This window comes from Rhodococcus sp. ACPA4, from assembly GCF_002300185.1.
Taxonomy (GTDB): domain Bacteria; phylum Actinomycetota; class Actinomycetes; order Mycobacteriales; family Mycobacteriaceae; genus Rhodococcus_F; species Rhodococcus_F globerula.
Genome location: NZ_NSDY01000001.1, coordinates 1,471,119 through 1,490,189, shown reverse-complemented (window position 1 = coordinate 1,490,189; position 19,071 = coordinate 1,471,119). Strand labels below are relative to the sequence as shown.

Sequence of the window (19,071 nt, the reverse complement as noted above, 5' to 3'; positions counted from 1 at the left end):
AGCGCGTCCAGCGCGGCGAACCCCTCGGCCCCGCGCCGTTGCCGTGTGTTCCGCACACGACGACTGCATGGCGACCTCCAACGTCAGGGATGTCGAATATGTCGTGACGACTTCCATTGTTACTTCTCCGATCGACAGGTCGTGGAGCGGTTCGAGTCTCAGCGTCTGTCGAGGAGACGGCGTATCCCGTCGATTCGGTCGCTCAGCCTCGGTGGCGTACGTTCCGGATCCATCAGTGCATTTTCAGCGAGCACGTGGTCTTCGCTGTCGACTGTATTTCGGTCGAATTCACGCAGACTGCGGGCGTCGGAGGACGCAAGTGTGCGAACCGTCGTCAACAGTGAGTGCTCGCGCAACGCGTCGTCGATCTCATTCTCGGTGACGTCGAGGTGCTCGCTGAGCAGTCGGCGCCGCAGTCCGACGATCGAGGCCCGCAACTCGACATCTGAGTCGTCGTCGGATTCGACGGCGATGTCACACTCGGTGTCGAAGCCCATCGAACGGTTGTTGAGGTTCGATGACCCGATTCGCAGGAGTCGATCATCCATCACCAGGATCTTTGCGTGCACGTAAATTGGTGCACCAGAAGAGGTCACGGGATAGAACGCACCGAACCGGTCATGGACGTCGGCGGTCCACAACAGATGCAACAGGTCGTGGCGTGCCCCGTCCATCGCCTTTTGTTCCAGCCACCCGTCGGCATTGCGCGGAATGACCAGAACGATCTCCGGTCCGTCGGCCTCACGCAGGCGTGCAGCGATCGCCTCGGCCAGAGTGCGTGAGGCGAGGTACTGGCTTTCGATGTACAGCGTGTGTTCGGCACCGGCGATGGCCGCGAGATAAAGCGCCTCGATCTCGCGTACTTCAGTGCGTTCGTCGAGTTCCGGCAGAGTTCTGGCGATGGCTACGTCGACAACCCGCAACGTGGGCGCCAGATTGACGGGCCACGGTGTTGCCGTGCTCTTGACCGGTCTCAGATCCTCGCCGGTTGCGGATTTCCAGCGTGCCCGCGCCAATTCGCCGATGGCCGCGGCCGCATCGCCGTCGACCGCTGTGGTCGCGTCATGCCAAGGGCCGTAACGCCTTCCGCTCGGTGTGATTCGGTAGTCGTTGCGGTCGACGTGATCCGAGGTGTCCCAGCGGTCCACCGTCATGTCGATGCCACCGCAGAACGCCAAAGCATCGTCGATGACGATGATTTTCTGATGGTGCGCGGCGCCCACTGGGTGGGCGCCGTCGATTTCGAACCGAAGGCGCTCGTCGGTCAACCAGTTCGACACGAAGACTGGAGTCATGCCGCGTCCGATTGCGGTGAAGGCCCCTACGTTCCATTTGAGTACGAGGATTTCGAGGTCGGGTTTTTCGCGGACAAGCCAGCGTAGGAACCTGCCCAGCCGATTGGGGCCGTCGAGCGTCTTCTCGCGCGGCTCGAGTTTGATGCGCGTGTCGAAGTCCCAGCCGATCAACATGATTCGTTTTTCAGCTTGCAGCATCGCGGACTTCGCATGATGAAAGTAGTCAGCGGCATCGATAATGCAGGCAAGATTATCTGCCGGCTCGATGCGCCAGCAGGTTTCGCCCGGAGCCAGAATTCTGCTCACACGTCGACCAAATCGGCGTGGGCAGTTTCCGGCACTGCTTCCTTGGATACTTCTCGCGCCACGACGCCGACATGTGTGGCGAGTAACTCCGAAAGCTCTTCCCCGGCAAGGGCACTGGCTACCGACCCGAAGATTGTGACCTCGGATGCTCCGTGGCGGCGGCGCACCGACTCCCGCTCAGTGCGCTTCGCGGTCGACACGGACCGCAGTTGCCGACTGTGGAGCGGTGCGGTCATGTGGGCTCCTTGGAAGTGACGGTTCGCGATGATGATACCGCTCAGCTAAAGAAGCCGAGGAGCTGTCCTAGCTCCCCGTTCCAGCTATCGCGGCCGTGAGTGACGGACCCTGGGTAGGTTGCGGCCCAGTAAGCTGCGTGGCTGAGGAGCTAGTCCGATTGTCGACAACTTGGAGTCGAAGTCCATTCCGTCTGAGTCGGCTGCTGAGCGACTTCCCGGACTGATCACGTCCGTCGACGGGCGGTCATCCCCAACGCGCGCGGCGGGGCAGCGCTGGGGATGTGCGGTGCAAGGGTCACCAACCGCGTTCGCGCCACTCCTGCAAGTGCGGACGCTCGGCGCCGAGTGTCGTGTCCTTGCCGTGGCCGGGGTAGACGATGGCGGAGTCGTCGTAGCGTCCGAAGAGCTTGGTCTCGACATCGCTGAGCAGTGAGGTGAATTTCTCGGGATCAGCGGTCTTACCCACTCCGCCTGGAAAGAGCGAGTCACCGGTGAAGATGTGAACCTGGCCGGACGGTTCGGTGAGCACGAGTGCGATGGAGCCGGGGGTGTGGCCGGACAGGTGGATGACATCCAAGGTCAGGTTTCCGACCGTGACGCTGTCGCCGTCCTCGAGCAGAACGTCCGGGGTCACGGGAAGTGCTTCGGCATCGAGCGGATGCGCAGCGGTTGGCACGTTGGTGGCAGCGTGGACGTCTTTCAGTGCCAGCCAGTGGTCGCCGTGCTGGTGTGTGGTGACGATGGAGTCGAACACCGGAGCTTCCTGCTCGATCAGCGCAACGATTTTCTCTGCTTCGTTGGCCGCGTCGATCAGGAGTGATTTCCCGGTTGCGGAACAGACCACGAGGTAGGTGTTGTTGTCCATGGGGCCGACTGACATCTTCGTGATGGTTGCACTGTCGATGGTGCGTCGTTGAGGCGCAGAATCGGGGGAGAGCTGACCGGTATAGGAGTTGTCGATCACGATGGGCTGATTCGTCATGATTCGCAGGCTACCTTCGAATAGGGGCTGGTAGAACGCTGGGTTCGTGCTTGTAGTCAAAACTTGTCGGTGGCTCGGCCTACCATGGCGTCGTTCGAGGACTCGCTGCGTTTGAGTGCTCGTGATGTCGGTGATGTCGCTGGTGGACAGCCCCAGATGAATGACGATGAAGGGAATTGGTGTGTCGGATCGCCTGATCGTGCGGGGTGCGCGAGAGCACAATCTGCGAGGAGTCGACCTGGATCTCCCGCGAGACAGCATGATCGTCTTCACGGGTTTGTCGGGTTCGGGTAAATCCAGCCTTGCGTTCGACACGATCTTCGCCGAAGGACAGCGCCGGTATGTCGAGTCACTCTCGGCGTACGCGCGTCAGTTCCTGGGCCAGATGGACAAACCAGATGTCGATTTCATCGAAGGCTTGTCGCCTGCGGTGTCGATCGATCAGAAGTCGACCAACCGGAACCCCCGGTCAACCGTCGGAACCATTACCGAGGTCTACGACTATCTTCGTCTTCTCTATGCCCGCGCAGGTTCCGCTCACTGCCCGGTGTGTGGGGAGAAGATCGCACGCCAGACCCCTCAACAGATTGTCGATCAGGTCCTCGACATGGAGGAGGGCATCAAGTTCCAGGTCCTCGCTCCGGTGGTGCGCACCCGCAAGGGTGAGTTCGTCGACCTTTTCGAACAGCTCAATACGCAGGGTTACTCACGTGTACGGGTTGATGGTGTCGTCTACCCCTTGACCGATCCGCCGAAGCTGAAGAAGCAGGAAAAGCACGACATCGAAGTTGTCGTCGATCGTCTTCAGGTGAAGGCAAGCTCCAAGCAGCGACTCACGGATTCGATCGAGACCGCTCTCCGCCTTGCCGAGGGCATTGTTGTTCTCGACTTTGTCGACCGTGAAGAAAACGCGCCCGATCGGGAGCGGCGATTCTCCGAGAAGTTGGCGTGTCCCAATGCTCACCCACTCGCGATCGACGATCTCGAGCCGCGTTCGTTCTCGTTCAACTCGCCGTACGGAGCCTGCCCGGAGTGCACGGGTCTGGGTATTCGCAAAGAGGTAGACCCCGAACTTGTTGTACCCGACGCGGAGTTGAGCCTCGAGGACGGAGCTATCGCGCCGTGGTCGATGGGGCAGAGTTCCGAGTACTTCGGGCGATTGCTGTCCGGTCTCGGCGACATCCTCGGCTTCGACATGAAAACGCCGTGGAACAAGCTTCCGGCCAAGGCGCGCAAGGCAATTCTCGAGGGCAGTGAGGAGCAGGTCCACGTCCGGTACAAGAACCGGTACGGCCGTACCCGTTCTTACTACGCGGAGTTCGAGGGCGTCATGCCCTTCCTGCATCGCAGGCTCGAGCAGACCGAATCCGATCAGATGAAGGAACGTTACGACGGCTACATGCGTGACACCCCGTGTCCCGCATGTGGCGGTGCGCGACTGCGTCCGGAAATCCTCTCGGTCACTATTGCTGCCGGAGATTTCGGCAGCAAGTCCATTGCGGAGGTCTGTGAACTCTCGATCTCCGACTGCGCGGATTTCCTGAACAGCCTCACACTCGGTTCACGCGAAGAAGCCATCGCGGGACAGGTGCTCAAGGAAGTTCAGGCCCGCCTCGGATTCCTCCTCGACGTCGGACTTGAATATCTCTCGCTGTCGCGTGCCGCGGGCACCTTGTCCGGCGGTGAGGCCCAGCGAATCCGGCTGGCAACGCAGATCGGTTCGGGTCTTGTCGGTGTGCTCTACGTGCTGGACGAGCCGTCCATCGGTTTGCACCAGCGAGACAACCGTCGCCTGATCGAAACGCTGACCAGGCTTCGCGATCTCGGCAATACCCTGATTGTGGTCGAGCACGACGAAGACACGATTCGTACCTCCGACTGGGTGGTCGACATCGGTCCGTATGCCGGCGAGCACGGCGGCCAGGTAGTCCACAGCGGACCCTACGAAGAGCTGCTCACCTGCGACGAGTCGATTACCGGCGCTTATCTGTCCGGGCGAAAGTTCATCGAGGTCCCGGAGATCCGTCGCCCGGTCGATCGTAAGCGTCAGGTCACCGTTGTCGGTGCGCGTGAGCACAACCTCGACGGCATCGATGTGAGCTTCCCATTGGGTGTTCTCACCGCGGTTACCGGTGTTTCCGGTTCGGGCAAGTCGACATTGGTGAACGACATCCTGGCCACCGTCATGGCCAACAAGCTCAACGGCGCGCGTCAGGTGCCTGGCCGCCACACCCGAATCAACGGACTCGACCAACTCGACAAGTTGGTTCAGGTTGATCAGTCGCCGATCGGCCGTACCCCGCGGTCAAACGCGGCTACCTACACCGGTGTGTTCGACAAGATCCGCACGCTGTTCGCTGCGACCACCGAAGCCAAGGTGCGCGGCTATCAGCCGGGGCGTTTCTCGTTCAACGTCAAGGGCGGTCGCTGCGAGGCATGTTCGGGTGACGGCACCCTCAAGATCGAGATGAACTTCCTGCCCGACGTGTATGTACCCTGCGAGGTCTGCCACGGAGCTCGGTACAACCGCGAGACACTCGAGGTTCACTACAAGGGCAAGTCCATCGCCGAGGTTCTGGACATGCCCATCGAGGAGGCGGCGGAGTTCTTCCAGCCGGTCACCTCGATTCACCGGTACCTGAAGACTCTGGTGGACGTCGGTCTCGGTTACGTGCGACTGGGACAGCCGGCGCCGACGCTGTCCGGTGGTGAGGCACAGCGCGTCAAGCTTGCTGCCGAGCTTCAGAAACGTTCCACCGGACGTACCGTCTACATCCTCGACGAGCCGACAACCGGCCTGCATTTCGAAGACATTCGCAAGTTGCTGATCGTCATCAACGGATTGGTCGACAAGGGCAACAGTGTCATCGTGATCGAGCACAACCTCGATGTCATCAAGACATCGGACTGGGTTGTCGACATGGGTCCCGAAGGTGGATCCGGCGGCGGAACCGTTGTGGCAGAAGGAACTCCGGAAGAAATTGCTGCCGTGCCCGAGAGCTACACCGGCAAGTTCCTCAGCGAGGTACTCCATGCGCAACAGGCTCCCGTGAAGAAGAAGACTGTGGCGAAGAAGCGCGCCGCGAAGGCTACGGCCCCCAAGAAGGCTGCGCCGCGGAAGAAGTCCGCATCGGTGGCCTGACAGGGTGAGATAGGCGCGATCGCAGTGATGCCGGGACGGTTTGTCGTCCCGGCATCACTGCTGCGTCGTGACGCTATGCGTCTGCTGCGTCGAGAATGGTTTCGGCCAACTCCTTCGGGCGTGACCACATCGGCCAGTGTCCGGTCGGAAGATCGACGTACGTCACCGGCAACTTCGCGAGTTCGACGGCAATGGGAAATCCACCATCAGCCATCTGTTTGATGACGTCGGAGGGATAGCTGCTGCACACCACAGTGGTGGGAACCGAATAGCGTCTCGGATCGGTCAGGACGATCTGATCTCGAGCTGCGCCCGCAGGTTCGGGGACAGCGCGATCACGAAATGCCGTCAAGGCGTCGTCGTCGAGTCCCTCGATGCTGCTCCCGTCTGCTTCCAGTTCGGCCCAAGGCGGTAGTGGAACCTCGATCGCATCCTCGGCGAGATCGGGTCGAAGAGCGGTGCCATCCGGCATCGGACCGCTGTCGACGTAGACGATGCGCGCAATCTGGTCGGGTACGCGATCGGTCGCGGCGTACCCGGACGCTCCGGCGCCGCTGTGCACGACCAGGATCGTGCGTTCGTCCGACCTCGAGACGGCGTCGACGATTGCGCTGACGTGGGAATCGAGAGTCACGGTGTTCCGGGGCGAGTCCACCGACTCGAGTCCCGGAAGTGTTAGTGCGGTTACGTGGGTATCAGGGCGTTGAAGGTGGGGGAGTACCGCGTCCCACGCCCATGCGCCGAGCCAGAATCCGGGAACCAGAACGATGTGAGTTTTCATGAGCCCATAGTGGCGGGCTATCGGTGACAACTGCGTGTCACCGATTTTGTCACCGTTTGGTATCGAAATTTGGGACAATCGGAAACGTGAATCGAGCGGCCAGATTGCATGCACTCCTCGAGGAGTTGCGTCGTCGTGGCGATCGCGGGTCAAATGCGGCGCAGTTGGCGGCGCAATTCGGTGTCACGCCGCGCACAGTCAAGCGTGACATCGAGACATTGACGGAGTCGGGATCCGCGATCGAAGGTCGCTGCGGACCTGGCGGCGGTTACCGTCTGATTGGGCGCGCGACGCTACCTCCGGTGAATTTCACTGTCCCGCAGGCAGTGTCGATCGCCCTGGCCCTGACTGCTGTCGGAGACGCTCCGTTCGCGGACGACGGACGGGCAGCCCTGGCCAAACTACTCGACGTCATGGACGCCGACAGTCGGGCCAGAGTTGAGGAACTCAGCGGGCGCGTCTGGGTTCGGCATGACGAAGAATCTGATGACGAGTCAGGAGTGAACCGGCGCGCGATCGAGCAGGCTTTGGAACGTAAGTGTGTTGTGTCGTTGCGGTACATCGACGGAGACGGTGCCGAATCGACGCGTGCGGTCGAGCCACATCTGCTGGCTCACGCCCGAGATCGGTGGTTCGTGATCGGTTGGTGCCGAACGAGAGACGCGGTTCGGTGGTTCCGTCTCGATCGGATCCAGAAAGCGACGCTGACCAAGGAGCTTTTTGTTCCTCGAGAGACTGCGCTGTTCGGAGAGCCGCCGCCGACGGCTCGCTCGGCAGCTGACGCGAGTTGACGGCTCAGGAGTTCATGTTCAGGGCCGCCGCAACGGATTCCGTGACAAGTTCTTCCAAGACTGAGCGATCGATGTCACTGAGCCGTTTGACATAGAGGCAGCCTTTGCCGATCTTGTGCTTGCCCAGGCGGCCGAGCGTCGAGGCGTGCTCGTCGAAGTCCAGTGACAAATAGAGAGTCAGTGCGGTCGCTCGAGGTGAGAACCCGATCAGTGCGGTGTCACCTTCGTGTCCGCTTGCATAGCGATAGTGGCGGGCACCGAATCCGATGATGCTGGTTCCCCACATCACCGGCGGTTCGCCGGTCGCAGCCGACAGTACGGAAATCAGTTCCGCACTGTCGGCGCGTTTGACAGGGTCGGCAATTCGATCGACAAAGGCACCGACGTCGTCTGGAGTCGGCTGCGTTTTGTTCGCGGTTGCCATGTGCGTGGTCGCCGTTCGTGACTCAGTAGACCGGTCCGGTGAACTTCTCGCCCGGGCCCTTGCCCGGCTCGTCGGGGTGCGACGACGCTTCGCGGAACGCACGCTGGAGGGCCTGCAGGCCTTCGCGAATGGGACCCGCGTGGGGGCCGAGGTATTCGACGGATGCGGTGACCAGTCCGGCGAGCGCGGTGATGACCCGGCGCGCTTCGTCCAGGTCCAGGTAGGGGCTGGCCGACGGGTCGGCGTCGGACAGTCCGAGCTTCTCTGCTGCGGAGCTCATCAGCATCACGGCGGCGCGGCTGATGACCTCGACTGCGGGAACCTCGGAGAGTTCGCGGACATCAGGGTTCGCGTCGGTGTTCTGATCTGCTTCGAAGTTCTCACTCATGTCTGCAAGGATTCCATCACGGTCCGGAGCAGTTCAATCTGCCCTTGTCTTGTGCAGGCACGATTAGATTCATCGCCGCCGGCCTGATACTCTTGTCCCAACGACCGCCTCCGACATGTTCGGGGGCAGCAAGTGGAGCCCGACTCCCACCTCTGCGCGGCAGGTGAAACTGCAGTTCAGTGGTTCCGGTCACCTGACGAAGAATCTATTCTTCATCAGGTTCCTCGTTTAGTCGAGGAGATTGTTCCTGGCGTGAGCTGGGTTTGATCTGATCGGTCGACATCGGGCCCCGCGGAGAAATATCACCGCGGGGTTTTTTGTTGGGGTTTGGGTAGAACTAGCTGCGTGCGGTCACAAGACCGCACCGTTCAACCTAGGAGGCCCCATCAGCACTGAGACCCGCATCAACGATCGAATCCGCGTTCCCGAGGTCCGTTTGGTCGGACCTGGCGGTGAACAGGTAGGCATCGTGCGTGTTGAAGATGCACTCCGCTTGGCTCTGGAAGCCGACCTCGACCTTGTCGAGGTAGCTCCTGATGCCCGTCCGCCGGTCTGCAAGATCATGGACTACGGCAAGTTCAAGTACGAAGCTGCACAGAAAGCCCGTGAGTCTCGCAAGAACCAGACTCTTACGGTCATCAAGGAGCAGAAGCTTCGCCCCAAGATCGACGCCCACGACTACGAGACCAAGAAGCGCAACGTTGTTCGCTTCCTCGAAGCTGGTTCCAAGGTCAAGGTCACGATCATGTTCCGCGGTCGTGAGCAGTCACGCCCCGAACTCGGCTACCGCCTTCTGCAGCGTCTGGGAGCAGACGTCGCAGACCTCGGTTTCGTCGAGACCTCGGCTAAGCAGGACGGTCGCAACATGACGATGGTTCTGGCGCCGCACAAGGGTGCCAAGACCCGCGTCAAGGCTCAGGAAAGCGCTCAGGCGCCCGTCGCTCAGGCGGCTCCGAAGCCGGCTCCCGAAGCTCCGGCAGCCCCGGCAGCCCCGGCAGCCGAAGAAGCGGCTCCCGAAGCTCCGACCAGCTAGTCGATTCCCCAAGCACCATCACGTAACAAAGAACTGAGGACTCCATGCCCAAGATGAAGACCCACAGCGGCGCCTCGAAGCGATTCAAGGTTTCCGGTTCCGGCAAGCTCCTGCGCCAGAAGGCCGGCCGTCGCCACCTTCTCGAGCACAAGGCCAGCAAGGTCACCCGTCGTCTCGACGGTGTCGCTGTCGTCAGCCCTGATGACGCACCGCGCATCAAGCGCATGCTCGGCATCTGAGTCGTCCCCCTTACTGACCACCCGGGGCCGAATCTCAGCCCCTAGATTGACAGGATTTTCACGTGGCACGCGTAAAGAGGGCGGTCAACGCCCAGAAGAAGCGTCGTTCAATTCTTGCTGCATCCAGCGGCTACCGTGGACAGCGTTCGCGTCTGTACACCAAGGCCAAGGAGCAGCAGCTCCACTCGATGGTTTACGCATACCGCGACCGTCGTGCACGCAAGGGTGAGTTCCGGAAGCTGTGGATCACGCGTATCAACGCTGCAGCTCGGGCCAACGACATCACGTACAACCGCCTGATCCAGGGCCTGCGCCTGGCTGAGGTCGACGTCGACCGCAAGATCCTCGCCGAGCTCGCCGTCTCCGATGCAGAGGCCTTTGCCGGCCTCGTTGCACTCGCGAAGGCCGCTCTGCCGGCTGACGTGAATGCGCCTGCCGGAGAAGCAGCCTGATCGACGCATCACAGCAACGGCCCGTGGATCCGCTCACCGAGCGGACTCCGCGGGTCGTTTCTGCTGTCAAGCTCCTGCGCACAGCAGAACGACGTAAAGCAGGACGATTCCTGGTCGAGGGCGAAAACTCCGTCACAGAAGTCTTGAAGGCCAACGGCTCAACCGCCACCGTGGTCCGTGATCTCTTCTACACAGAGGCCGCTGCCGATCGGTATCAACACGTCATCGATCTGGCGTTGAGCTCCGGAGTTCGCGCTGCTCTCGTCACCGACCGCGCAGCTAAGGCACTGAGCGACACCGTGACTCCGCCCGGCTTGGTTGCCGTGTGTGATCTCCTCGATGTTCCTCTGTCGGACGCGATCCGCCCGGATACCAAGCTCCTTGCCGTTCCGGTCGAGGTCAACGAACCGGGCAACGCGGGCACGGTAATTCGGATTGCCGACGCAGTTGGCGCTGATGCCGCGATCCTGGCCGGAGACAGCGTGGACCCGCACAACGGCAAAGTGGTTCGATCGTCGGCGGGCAGCCTGTTCCACCTACCGGTTGTTCGTGAACGCGATACCGATTCGGTGATCGAACAGATCCGCGCCGCCGGTATTCAGATCCTGGCGACTGCTGCCGACGGAGAGATCGACCTCGACAACGCGGACGAGTTGTTGAGCAAGCCGACGGCCTGGCTGTTCGGAAACGAAGCGCACGGTCTTGATCCGGCCATAGCGGCCCGCGCTGATTACCGTGTCCGTATTCCGATCCACGGGCGCGCCGAGAGCCTTAATCTGGCGACTGCAGCCGCCATCTGCCTCTATGCGAGTGCGCGGGTGCAAAATCGCGACACCGATCAGGGCTGACGAACAAGACGGAAGTGACCTCTCGGAATTCCATTTGCGGAAGCCTGAGAGAATGCAAGAGCGTAACAATGCTCGACACAATGCTCGACCGCAGTAGAGAAGCAAACCGAGAAGCGACAGGAGTGTCACAGCCGTGGCGAAAAATGAGGGCGCGACCCCGCCGGACGTCGATGCGAGTGCGCTCACCGAAGAGGCGCTGACCGCGGCCGCGGAGAACGCAGAGAAGGCGCTCGCGGAGGCAGCGGACCTGGATGCACTGGCTCAGGTCAAGGTTGAGCACATGGGGGACAAGTCCCCGATCGCCCTCGCTCGCCGTGGTCTCGGCAGCCTTCCCGGTAAGGAAAAGGCCGAAGCGGGCAAGCGTGTCAACATCTTCCGTACGCGCATCAGCTCTGCGTACGACGCGCGTCGCGAGGTTCTCCTTGCCGAACGAGACGCCGCGGTGCTGGTCGCCGAGGCAATCGACGTCACGCTGCCATCCGATCGTTATCCAGTGGGTGCCCGTCATCCCATCAGCTTGATCTCCGAGCAGGTCGCCGACGTGTTTGTCGCGATGGGCTGGGAGGTCGCCGAGGGACCGGAGGTCGAGACCGAGCACTTCAACTTCGACGCTCTGAACTTCCTGCCGGATCATCCCGCGCGGACCATGCAGGACACATTCCATCTGGCGCCGGAGAACTCGCGTCAGGTGCTGCGTACGCACACCTCGCCGGTGCAGGTGCGCACGATGCTCACGCGTGAGGTTCCGATCTACGTCGTCTGCCCCGGTCGCACCTTCCGTACCGACGAACTCGATGCGACGCACACGCCGGTGTTCTCGCAGGTCGAGGGTCTTGCTGTCGACAAGGGTCTGACGATGGCCAATCTTCGCGGAACTCTGGACGCATTCGCACGTGCATTGTTCGGTCCCGAGACTCGGACGCGTATGCGCCCCAACTACTTCCCGTTCACGGAACCGTCGGCTGAGGTCGACGTGTGGTTCGCGAACAAGAAGGGTGGCGCAGGGTGGGTCGAATGGGGCGGCTGCGGCATGGTCAACCCGAACGTGCTGCGTGCCAGTGGAATTGATCCGGACGAGTACTCGGGATTTGCGTTCGGTATGGGCCTCGAGCGGACTCTGCAGTTCCGCAACGGCATCCCGGACATGCGTGACATCGTCGAAGGCGACGTGCGTTTCACGCTGCCATTCGGCGTTGCCGGCTGACCGTCCGGTATCCGGACCTTTTCGACCAACAGACTTATCGAGAAAACGAGAGAGCTGAGCTGACGTGCGAGTAGCGCAATCCTGGCTGACCGAGATCCTGCAGCGGGCAACTCCGGAGTGGGAAGTCACTCCCGAAGAGTTGGACGCTGGGTTCGTCCGGGTAGGACTCGAAGTCGAGGAACTCGACACACTCGAGGCAATCGACGGCCCCCTGGTGGTCGGCAAGGTCCTCGAGATCACCGAACTCACCGAGTTCAAGAAGCCGATCCGTTTCTGCCAGGTCGAGGTCGGCGAAGCAGAGCCGCGCGGCATCGTCTGTGGTGCCCGCAATTTTGCCGAGGGTGACCTCGTCGTTGTTGCGTTGCCCGGCGCTGTCCTAACTGGCGGCTTTGCCATCGCGTCTCGTGAGACGTACGGCAAGATCTCCGACGGAATGATCTGCTCTGTCGCGGAACTTGGAATCGGCAAGGATCACTCGGGCATCCTCGTGCTCGAACCCGGCACTGCTGAGCCCGGCGCAGACGGCAACGAGTTGCTCGGGCTCGGTGACACGATCATCGAACTGAACATCACCCCTGACCGTGGCTACTGCTTCTCGGTACGCGGCCTTACTCGTGAACTCGCGTGCGGCTTCGATCTCGAATTTGCCGATCCTGCTTCGGTTCCCGCCCACCCCGCTGAGGGGCAGGCGTGGCCGGTACAGCTCGAACCGGAGTCCAAGGCGACGCGCTTCGTGATGCGTAAGGTCACCGGCATCGATCCCAAGGCGGTCAGCCCGTGGTGGATGCAGCGACGCTTGCTGCTCTCGGGTGTTCGCCCGATCTCTCCTGCTGTGGACGTCACCAACTACGTGATGCTCGAACTGGGTCAGCCGCTGCACGCATTCGATGCAAACGCAGTGAAGGGCGACCTGGTGATTCGCCGCGCGAAAGCCGGCGAGAAGCTCACCACACTCGACGAGGTCGAGCGCACCCTCGATCCCGAGGATGTGGTGATCGTCGACGATTCCGGCGTCATCTCGTTGGCTGCAGTCATGGGCGGCGCGACTACCGAGGTCGGGTCCGAGACCACGGACATCTTGCTCGAGGCAGCTACCTGGGATCCGCTTGCAGTCTTCAAGACTGCGCGTCGGCACAAGCTGTCCAGCGAGGCCAGCAAGCGTTTCGAGCGCGTTGTGGACCCGGCGATCCCGGTTGCCGCAGTCGACCGCGCGGCAGCACTGCTCGTCGAGATCGCCGGTGGCCGTATCGAACCCGTCCTCACCGATGTCGGTGCGGTTGCGCCGCGTGAAGCGATTCGGATGGACATCGACCTTCCCGATCGCGTTGCCGGCGTCAGCTACCCCAACGGCACGGCTGCGCGTCGTCTCACCCAGGTCGGTTGCACTGTCGAGGTCGGAGTCAGCGACGGAGGGCACGGCCAGTTGGTCGCAACCCCGCCGTCGTGGCGACCGGACCTGGTTCAGCCTGCTGATCTGGTCGAAGAGGTCTTGCGTCTCGAAGGACTCGAGCAGATTCCGTCGGTTCTCCCGGCTGCACCCGCCGGACGTGGATTGACGCCGAAGCAGCGTCGCAAGCGCACGGTGTCCAAGGCGATTGCACATGCCGGATTCGTCGAGGTTCTGCCGCCGGTGTTCCTGCCCACCAACATCTTCGATGTCTGGGGACTCGGCAGCGACGATCCGCGTCGCAATACCAGCAAGGTGCTCAACCCGCTCGAGGCGGATCGCCCCGAACTTGCTACGACGCTCCTGCCCGGCTTGTTGGAGGTATTGGCTCGCAACACTTCTCGTGGCCAGCGGGATCTTGCGCTGTACGGCATTGCCCAGGTTGTGCTTCCGGGGCCTGACACCAAGCCTGTCGATGCATTGCCGGTCGACCGTCGTCCGACGGACGATCAGATCGCAAACCTGATTGCGTCACTGCCCGAGCAGCCGGTACACGTCGCCGCTGTGCTCAGTGGTTTGCGTGAGCTCAACGGCCCGTGGGGCCCCGGCCGTGCGGCAGAGGCATCGGACGCGTTTGCTGCAGTGCGCGTCATCGCAGCGGCAGCCGGCGTCGAGGTTGAACTGCGTGCGGCGCAGTATCTGCCGTGGCATCCGGGTCGTTGCGCCGAGGTTCTTGTCGACGGCAACGTTGTCGGGCATGCCGGCGAATTGCATCCGGCTGTTCTCGAGCGTGCTGGACTGCCCGCTCGCACCTGTGCGCTGGAAATCGATCTGGACGCGCTGCCGTTGGTCGAGAACCTGCCCGCTCCGCGTGTGTCGCCGTTCCCGGCTGTTCTGCAGGACGTGGCCGTCGTTGTCGACCGCAACGTTCCGGCCGCCGAGGTTCAGGAAGCTCTACGCGTCGGCGGCGGCGAGCTTCTCGAAGACATTCGTCTGTTCGACGTGTTCGAGGGCGAGCAAGTTGGTGAGGGCCGCAAGTCGCTGGCGTTTGCACTTCGCTTCCGCGGCGTGGATCGCACCCTGACCGAGGACGAGGCCAGTGCCGCGCGTGACGCAGCAGTAGAGGCAGCGTCCAAGGCTGTAGGCGCGCAGATGCGCGGCTAGCAGCACGAGTTGTCATGGGACCCGAGGCCACAGCGCCTCGGGTCCCTTTCTCGTTCAGTCGGATTCGAGAATGTTCAGGCTTCTCGGGGAAGCCAGACATCCGGCGCGATGGTGCCCGTCCGGCGACCCTGCTGGTCGAGTACGTGACCGAGCAGTTTGCGGAGGTAGAGGACGATCGAGCGTTCCCCGATATGCAATTCGGGGCACTCCCTGCGTATTCGGATCTCGAAGGCGTCGAGTTCTGCGGGCGAATGCAGCCACAATTGCACCACCAGATTCTCGCTACCCACGACGGCAAAACAATTCCGCACCTCGGGTGCTCGGCTCAGGAGCCGACCAACCATGTCCAGATGCTCGGCGTCGACACGGCACCACAGGGTTGCGAGTATCGGTAGTCCCGCGACGGGCCGGGCGAATTCGCACCGCAATGCCACCAAACCCGATGAGGTCAACCGGTCGATTTGCCGTTTGCAGGCGGCGGGGCTGATTCCGATCGAATCGGCAAGTTCCCGCATCGGTGTCCGCCCGTCGTGAGCGAGCGTGGTCAGAAGTGTGCGGTCTTGTTCCGACACGGCGGCTACTCGCGAAGGTGACCGTCGCCCACGCGATTCGCCGGCAGCAAGGAAGCCGCGCTCGGATGGCGCAAGCGCGTTGAGTCGCCACCGGCCGCCCTCGGTGAACCAGCGCGTGATGATCGACGTTCGCAAGCCCTGCACGCCGTCGATCGTGGCGATCTGTTGGGAGATGAATTGCGACATCGAGGCCAGATCCGGGGTTCCGGCTGTGACCAGGAGATCGGCTCTGCCCGTAGAGATTTCGATAGTGACCGCGTGGGCCAACGTCGTCAGGCGATCGGCGACGGCATCGAGTTGTGCCGGTGCGCAGTCGATTTCGACAGCAGCTGTCACGATAGCGTCGAGGACGCGAGGTCCAGGGGTAACTGTTACCCAGGCCAACGCGGAGTCGGAGAGCCGGTTCCACCGTCGGGCGATTGTCGCAGCATCCAGTTCGAGTGGCCCGGCCAGTGAGAGCCATGTGGAGCGCGGGGCGAGTTGCAGCGCATTGATTATCCTCAAGTCGATTTCATCGATATACAGACCTTTGTCGGCATAATCAGCACTCATTCCGTCATTATCCGGCATATCGGCGTTAATTTCGGACTATCTGCCACTCTCGAGCGACAGGAAGAATCTGCGTCGAGCAGGCCGGGTGGACGGAAACAACGGATGAGCACAGAGAACAAGTACGCGGTGATCGGTGCGGGACCGTCGGGTTTGGCCGGGGCTCGTAACCTTGATCGGGCCGGTATCGAGTTCGACGGTTTCGAGAGCCACGATGATGTCGGTGGTCTCTGGGACATCGACAACCCGCACAGCACCGTGTACGAATCGGCCCACCTCATCTCGTCGAAAAGCACTACTGCGTTCACGGAATTTCCGATGGCGGATTCGGTGGCCGACTATCCCAGCCATGTGGAACTCGCGGAGTATTTCCGCGACTATGCCGATGTCCACGACCTCCGAAAACACTTCAGCTTCGGAACCACCGTCGTCGAGGTCACGCCGACGGACTCGCTGTGGCAGGTGACTTCCCGCGGGCGAGACGGGGAGATCACGTCCGCGAAGTATCGGGGCGTGATCATCGCCAACGGAACGTTGTCCAAGCCGAATATGCCCACGTTTCGCGGGCAGTTCAGCGGAGAACTCCTGCATACGAGCGAATATCGGAGCGCAGAGGTTTTCCGCGGCAAGAGGGTACTGATCATCGGGGCGGGAAACAGTGGGTGCGATATCGCCGTCGATGCGGTTCACTACGCAGATTCCGTGGATCTGAGTGTCCGGCGCGGATACTACTTTGTACCGAAGTACCTGTTCGGGCGTCCGTCGGACACGCTGAACCAGGGAAAGCCGTTGCCGCCGTGGATCAAACAACGACTCGACACGCTTGTACTCAAACAGTTCACCGGCGATCCGGTGCACTTCGGGTTTCCGGCGCCCGACTACAAGATCTACGAGTCTCATCCGGTGGTGAACTCGCTGATCTTGCATCACGTGGGGCACGGCGACGTGCAGGTTCGCGCTGACATTGACGGGTTCGACAGGGACAGTGTCCATTTTGTCGATGGATCGGTGTCGGATTACGACCTTGTGATGTGTGCGACCGGCTACCACCTCGACTACCCGTTCATTGCCCGCAAGCATCTGGATTGGGCAGGGGCAGCACCGGATCTGTTTCTCAACGTCGCAAGCCGACGACACGAGAATCTGTTTGTTCTCGGGATGGTCGAAGCATCGGGCCTCGGGTGGCAGGGCCGCTTCGAGCAGGCCGAGATGGTCGCGAAACTGATCAAAGCGCGAACCGACGCTCCCGCGGCAGCCCGAGAATTCGACGTGGCCGCAGCTGGTCCACCGCCCGACTTGTCCGGGGGATATCGATATCTGACGTTGGGCCGGATGGCCTACTACGTGAACAAGGATGCCTACCGCGCGGCGATCAAGCGTCATATCGGTCTGCTCGACACAGCATTGACGGAAGGCGGGCAGTGATGCCGATCGACGAGGTGGTTCTCAACTTCAATCCTGGGTCCTTGATGATTCTCAACGTGGTTCTGGCCGCGATCATGCTCGGGATCGCACTCGACACGTCGGTCGACGACTTCCGTCGTGCGTTGACCAAACCCAAGGCGATGGCGGTGGGCATTGCGGCGCAATTCGTATTGCTACCCGCCGTGACATTTGTTCTGACACTGGTTCTTTCGCCGGCTCCATCGGTTGCGCTCGGCATGATCTTGGTGGCGTGCTGCCCACCAGGCAACATCTCGAACGTCCTGACCCACCGCGCCGGCGGCGACGTCGCACTGTCGGTGTCGATGACGGCCGTGTCGAACGTGCTCGCGATCTTCCTGATGCCGCTCAACTTTGCCTTCTGGGGGAGCAGACGCCCGGAGACCGACGCGCTGCTGGCATCGGTGAACCTGAACGCCCTCGAGATGGTCGTGCAGATCGCGCTGATCATCGGGGTGCCATTTGTCATCGGAATCTGGGCTGCCCGGAAGTTTCCGGAACTGGCCGCGAAGGCCCAACCCTGGGTGAAGAACGGCGCACTGATTGCACTGCTGATTTTCATCGTGGCAGGAGTGGCGGGCAACGCGTCGTACTTCGTCGACTACATCGGTGTGGTGCTGATCGCGGTGTTCCTGCACGATGCTGTTGCGCTCGGCCTGGGATACGTGTGCGGTGTCGCGACCGGGTTGAACGAATACAGCCGTCGCGCAGTCTCGTTCGAAGTCGGTATCCGTAACGCAGGGCTCGGGCTTGGGTTGGTGTTCACCTTCTTCGACGGCCTCGGCGGCATGGCAATTGTTGCCGGCTGGTGGGGGATCTGGGACATCATCGCAGGATTGGCGCTCGCAACTCTGTGGTCGAAACGGCGAATTCGAACGGAGGTAGCAGCGTGACCACTGCACTGATTACAGGTGGAAACGGCTTCCTCGGTACTGCAGTCGTCGAGGCATTGACGGCGCAAGGCGTCACAGTCGTCAGCGCGGATCTATCTGTGCCCGAGGTGGCCGTAGACGACGTGCGCCGAGTGCACGCGGACGTCCGTAGCGCTACGGAGTTGGCAGAAGTATTTGCCGAGCACCGGCCGGACGTCGTGGTTCACCTTGCGTCCATCGTCAATCCGGGCAAGCACACCACCGCGGAACAGGAGTATCGCGTCGACGTCGACGGGACGCGGAATGTGCTTGCTGCCTGCGTCGAATTCGGCGTGCGACGAGTGGTTGTGTCGTCGTCCGGTGCGGCCTACGGCTATCACGCCGATAATCCGCCGTGGATCACCGAGGATGTCGCGGTCAGGGGCAACGACGCATTCACATACAGCCGCCACAAGCGACTCGTCGAGGAAATGCTGGCCGAATACCGATTTGTGCACCCGGAACTCGAGCAGGTGATCTTCCGTATCGGCACGATCCTCGGGGAGACGGTGAACAACCAGATCACCGCACTGTTCGATCGCCCTCGGCTTCTCAAGGTCGCCGGTAGTGACAGCCCATTCGTATTTGTCTGGCACACCGATGTGGCGGGTGCCTTTGCCGAAGCGGTGACGGGCGATCAGGTCGGCATTTTCAACGTTGCCGGTGACGGAGCGTTGACGGTCGACGATCTGGCAGCACAGATGGGAAAGGGAACTCTGACACTGCCGGCGTGGTTGTTGCGCGGCGTTCTGCGCGTCGGACGGCGTCTCGGTGTGACGGAGCACGGTCCGGAACGGGTCGGTTTTCTCCAGTACCGGCCGGTTCTCGACAATCGGCGACTCAAGGAGCAGTTCGGTTACGTTCCCGCGTATTCGAGCCAGGAGGCGTTTACCGCGTATCTCGCGTCACGCTGACGCTCCTGGC

At 61.7% G+C, this 19,071-nt stretch carries 18 protein-coding genes; 11 read left to right on the top strand and 7 right to left on the bottom strand.

Features of this window, described 5'->3' with window-relative positions; all coding sequences use genetic code 11:
- Positions 1-158: 158 nt before the first annotated feature.
- From CJ178_RS06785 to CJ178_RS06775, 3 genes are all read right to left on the bottom strand, one after another.
- On the bottom strand, positions 159-1,601 hold the full coding sequence (locus CJ178_RS06785; RefSeq protein WP_095886410.1) for a phospholipase D-like domain-containing protein: 1,443 nt from the start codon (positions 1,599-1,601) through the stop codon (positions 159-161).
- Positions 1,598-1,837 carry a hypothetical protein gene (locus CJ178_RS06780; protein ID WP_095886409.1) on the bottom strand — a complete coding sequence of 80 codons (240 nt, stop codon included), beginning with the start codon at positions 1,835-1,837 and terminating at the stop codon, positions 1,598-1,600. Before CJ178_RS06780 ends, CJ178_RS06785 begins: the two co-directional genes overlap by 4 nt.
- Before the next feature lie 295 nt (positions 1,838-2,132).
- On the bottom strand, positions 2,133-2,819 hold the full coding sequence (locus tag CJ178_RS06775; protein ID WP_095886408.1) for an MBL fold metallo-hydrolase: 687 nt from the start codon (positions 2,817-2,819) through the stop codon (positions 2,133-2,135).
- Between the two features lie 181 nt (positions 2,820-3,000).
- On the opposite strand from CJ178_RS06775, the gene uvrA reads away from it, so the two are divergent.
- A complete protein-coding gene (uvrA, locus tag CJ178_RS06770) occupies positions 3,001-5,961 on the top strand; it encodes an excinuclease ABC subunit UvrA (RefSeq protein ID WP_179300814.1) in 2,961 nt (986 codons plus the stop codon).
- 73 nt (positions 5,962-6,034) lie between these two features.
- Here the strand turns inward: uvrA and CJ178_RS06765 are convergent, their stop codons facing one another.
- On the bottom strand, positions 6,035-6,742 hold the full coding sequence (locus CJ178_RS06765; protein WP_033230799.1) for an alpha/beta fold hydrolase: 708 nt from the start codon (positions 6,740-6,742) through the stop codon (positions 6,035-6,037).
- A gap of 86 nt (positions 6,743-6,828) precedes the next feature.
- On the opposite strand from CJ178_RS06765, the gene CJ178_RS06760 reads away from it, so the two are divergent.
- Positions 6,829-7,533 (top strand): helix-turn-helix transcriptional regulator, encoded by a 705-nt coding sequence (locus tag CJ178_RS06760; RefSeq protein WP_033230798.1) that lies wholly within the window; start codon positions 6,829-6,831, stop codon positions 7,531-7,533.
- A gap of 4 nt (positions 7,534-7,537) precedes the next feature.
- Here CJ178_RS06760 and CJ178_RS06755 read toward each other — a convergent pair whose 3' ends face one another.
- Together CJ178_RS06755 and CJ178_RS06750 are read right to left on the bottom strand one after the other, a co-directional pair.
- Positions 7,538-7,957 (bottom strand): DUF1801 domain-containing protein, encoded by a 420-nt coding sequence (locus CJ178_RS06755; RefSeq protein WP_092800179.1) that lies wholly within the window; start codon positions 7,955-7,957, stop codon positions 7,538-7,540.
- Between the two features lie 22 nt (positions 7,958-7,979).
- Entirely contained in the window at positions 7,980-8,345 is a 366-nt protein-coding gene (locus tag CJ178_RS06750; RefSeq protein ID WP_033230796.1) for a DUF1844 domain-containing protein, read from the bottom strand.
- A gap of 385 nt (positions 8,346-8,730) precedes the next feature.
- Here CJ178_RS06750 and infC point away from each other — a divergent pair, with 385 nt between their 5' ends.
- The 6 genes from infC to pheT all read left to right on the top strand — a co-directional run bounded on the left by infC (position 8,731) and on the right by pheT (position 14,672).
- On the top strand, positions 8,731-9,378 hold the full coding sequence (gene infC / locus CJ178_RS06745) for a translation initiation factor IF-3 (protein WP_165826367.1): 648 nt from the start codon (positions 8,731-8,733) through the stop codon (positions 9,376-9,378).
- Positions 9,379-9,422: 44 nt separating this feature from the next.
- Positions 9,423-9,617 (top strand): 50S ribosomal protein L35, encoded by a 195-nt coding sequence (gene rpmI, locus CJ178_RS06740; RefSeq protein ID WP_033230795.1) that lies wholly within the window; start codon positions 9,423-9,425, stop codon positions 9,615-9,617.
- A gap of 62 nt (positions 9,618-9,679) precedes the next feature.
- Positions 9,680-10,069, top strand: coding sequence for a 50S ribosomal protein L20 (rplT, locus tag CJ178_RS06735; RefSeq protein ID WP_033230794.1), 390 nt, complete (start codon positions 9,680-9,682; stop codon positions 10,067-10,069).
- A gap of 23 nt (positions 10,070-10,092) precedes the next feature.
- Complete coding sequence (locus CJ178_RS06730) at positions 10,093-10,917, top strand: TrmH family RNA methyltransferase (protein WP_045069994.1); 825 nt, start codon at positions 10,093-10,095, stop codon at positions 10,915-10,917.
- Between the two features lie 133 nt (positions 10,918-11,050).
- Entirely contained in the window at positions 11,051-12,121 is a 1,071-nt protein-coding gene (gene pheS, locus CJ178_RS06725) for a phenylalanine--tRNA ligase subunit alpha (protein WP_033230792.1), read from the top strand.
- A gap of 64 nt (positions 12,122-12,185) precedes the next feature.
- Entirely contained in the window at positions 12,186-14,672 is a 2,487-nt protein-coding gene (gene pheT, locus CJ178_RS06720; RefSeq protein ID WP_095886407.1) for a phenylalanine--tRNA ligase subunit beta, read from the top strand.
- 74 nt (positions 14,673-14,746) lie between these two features.
- Here the strand turns inward: pheT and CJ178_RS06715 are convergent, their stop codons facing one another.
- Positions 14,747-15,796, bottom strand: coding sequence for an Lrp/AsnC family transcriptional regulator (locus CJ178_RS06715; RefSeq protein WP_045071018.1), 1,050 nt, complete (start codon positions 15,794-15,796; stop codon positions 14,747-14,749).
- Between the two features lie 102 nt (positions 15,797-15,898).
- Here CJ178_RS06715 and CJ178_RS06710 point away from each other — a divergent pair, with 102 nt between their 5' ends.
- The 3 genes from CJ178_RS06710 to CJ178_RS06700 are packed head-to-tail and all read left to right on the top strand — an operon-like array spanning position 15,899 to position 19,061.
- On the top strand, positions 15,899-17,218 hold the full coding sequence (locus CJ178_RS06710; protein ID WP_095886406.1) for a flavin-containing monooxygenase: 1,320 nt from the start codon (positions 15,899-15,901) through the stop codon (positions 17,216-17,218).
- Complete coding sequence (locus tag CJ178_RS06705; protein ID WP_033230789.1) at positions 17,218-18,129, top strand: bile acid:sodium symporter family protein; 912 nt, start codon at positions 17,218-17,220, stop codon at positions 18,127-18,129. The genes CJ178_RS06710 and CJ178_RS06705 overlap by 1 nt, the downstream gene beginning before the upstream one ends.
- Positions 18,126-19,061 (top strand): SDR family oxidoreductase, encoded by a 936-nt coding sequence (locus CJ178_RS06700; protein ID WP_095886405.1) that lies wholly within the window; start codon positions 18,126-18,128, stop codon positions 19,059-19,061. The genes CJ178_RS06705 and CJ178_RS06700 overlap by 4 nt, the downstream gene beginning before the upstream one ends.
- The last annotated feature ends 10 nt before the right edge of the window (positions 19,062-19,071 follow it).

What these genes read in the sequence shown, in the direction of transcription:
- CJ178_RS06755 (WP_092800179.1), bottom strand. Translation starts at nt 7,957, where the DNA reads ATGGCAACCGCGAACAAAACGCAGCCGACTCCAGACGACGTCGGTGCC.
- CJ178_RS06710 (WP_095886406.1), top strand. Translation starts at nt 15,899, where the DNA reads ATGAGCACAGAGAACAAGTACGCGGTGATCGGTGCGGGACCGTCGGGT.
- rpmI (WP_033230795.1), top strand. Translation starts at nt 9,423, where the DNA reads ATGCCCAAGATGAAGACCCACAGCGGCGCCTCGAAGCGATTCAAGGTT.
- CJ178_RS06765 (WP_033230799.1), bottom strand. Translation starts at nt 6,742, where the DNA reads ATGAAAACTCACATCGTTCTGGTTCCCGGATTCTGGCTCGGCGCATGG.
- CJ178_RS06705 (WP_033230789.1), top strand. Translation starts at nt 17,218, where the DNA reads ATGCCGATCGACGAGGTGGTTCTCAACTTCAATCCTGGGTCCTTGATG.
- CJ178_RS06715 (WP_045071018.1), bottom strand. Translation starts at nt 15,796, where the DNA reads ATGAGTGCTGATTATGCCGACAAAGGTCTGTATATCGATGAAATCGAC.
- CJ178_RS06750 (WP_033230796.1), bottom strand. Translation starts at nt 8,345, where the DNA reads ATGAGTGAGAACTTCGAAGCAGATCAGAACACCGACGCGAACCCTGAT.
- CJ178_RS06780 (WP_095886409.1), bottom strand. Translation starts at nt 1,837, where the DNA reads ATGACCGCACCGCTCCACAGTCGGCAACTGCGGTCCGTGTCGACCGCG.
- CJ178_RS06775 (WP_095886408.1), bottom strand. Translation starts at nt 2,819, where the DNA reads ATGACGAATCAGCCCATCGTGATCGACAACTCCTATACCGGTCAGCTC.